Annotated in this window: 1 protein-coding gene; it reads right to left on the bottom strand. The window is 71.6% G+C overall.

The genetic code is table 11. The features are described 5' to 3' along the window. Window positions 1–506, bottom strand: a 506-nt coding sequence (locus GWK15_RS25615) for a chromate transporter (protein WP_168044448.1), incomplete at its 3' end; no start/stop codon positions are given. Between the last annotated feature and the right edge of the window lie 33 nt (window positions 507–539).

Below are 539 nucleotides of genomic sequence, written 5' to 3' on the forward strand. Positions count from 1 at the left end.
ACGATCGCCCCGCCCGCCAGGATCCACAGCGGCGAGTAGTCCGTGCGCCACACGAACAGCGTCGAGCCCGCGGTGACCGCCACCGGAATCCAGCCGCTGGCGGCGCCCCGCGCCAGAATCAGGCCGGAGGCCGCGATCAGGCCGACCGCGATCGGCACCAGGCCCCGCTCGGCGGTCCGCAGCCAGGTCTTGCCCGCCAGCCGGGCCCGGAGCCGGGAAAAGCCGAAGGCCATCAGCGAGGTCGGCAGGGTCATCGCCAGCACCGCGGTCAGCATCCCGGCGATGCCGCCCACATGCCAGCCGAACAGGCCGACCAAGAGCACGTTCGGCCCCGGCGCCGCCTGCGCCAGCGCGAAGCGGCGTGCGAAATCGGCGGCGGTCATCCAGCCATGCACCTCGACCACGAGGCGGTGCATCTCCGGCAGCACGGCGATGCCGCCGCCGACCGAGACCAGGGAGATCGCCCCGAAGCCGAGGACGAGCTGCCACAAGACGTTCGCTGCCATTTCGCGCGCATCGTATGATGGTAAGCGAGGATG

It is taken from the genome of Neoroseomonas oryzicola (genome assembly GCF_012163135.1).
GTDB classification, from domain to species: domain Bacteria; phylum Pseudomonadota; class Alphaproteobacteria; order Acetobacterales; family Acetobacteraceae; genus Neoroseomonas; species Neoroseomonas oryzicola.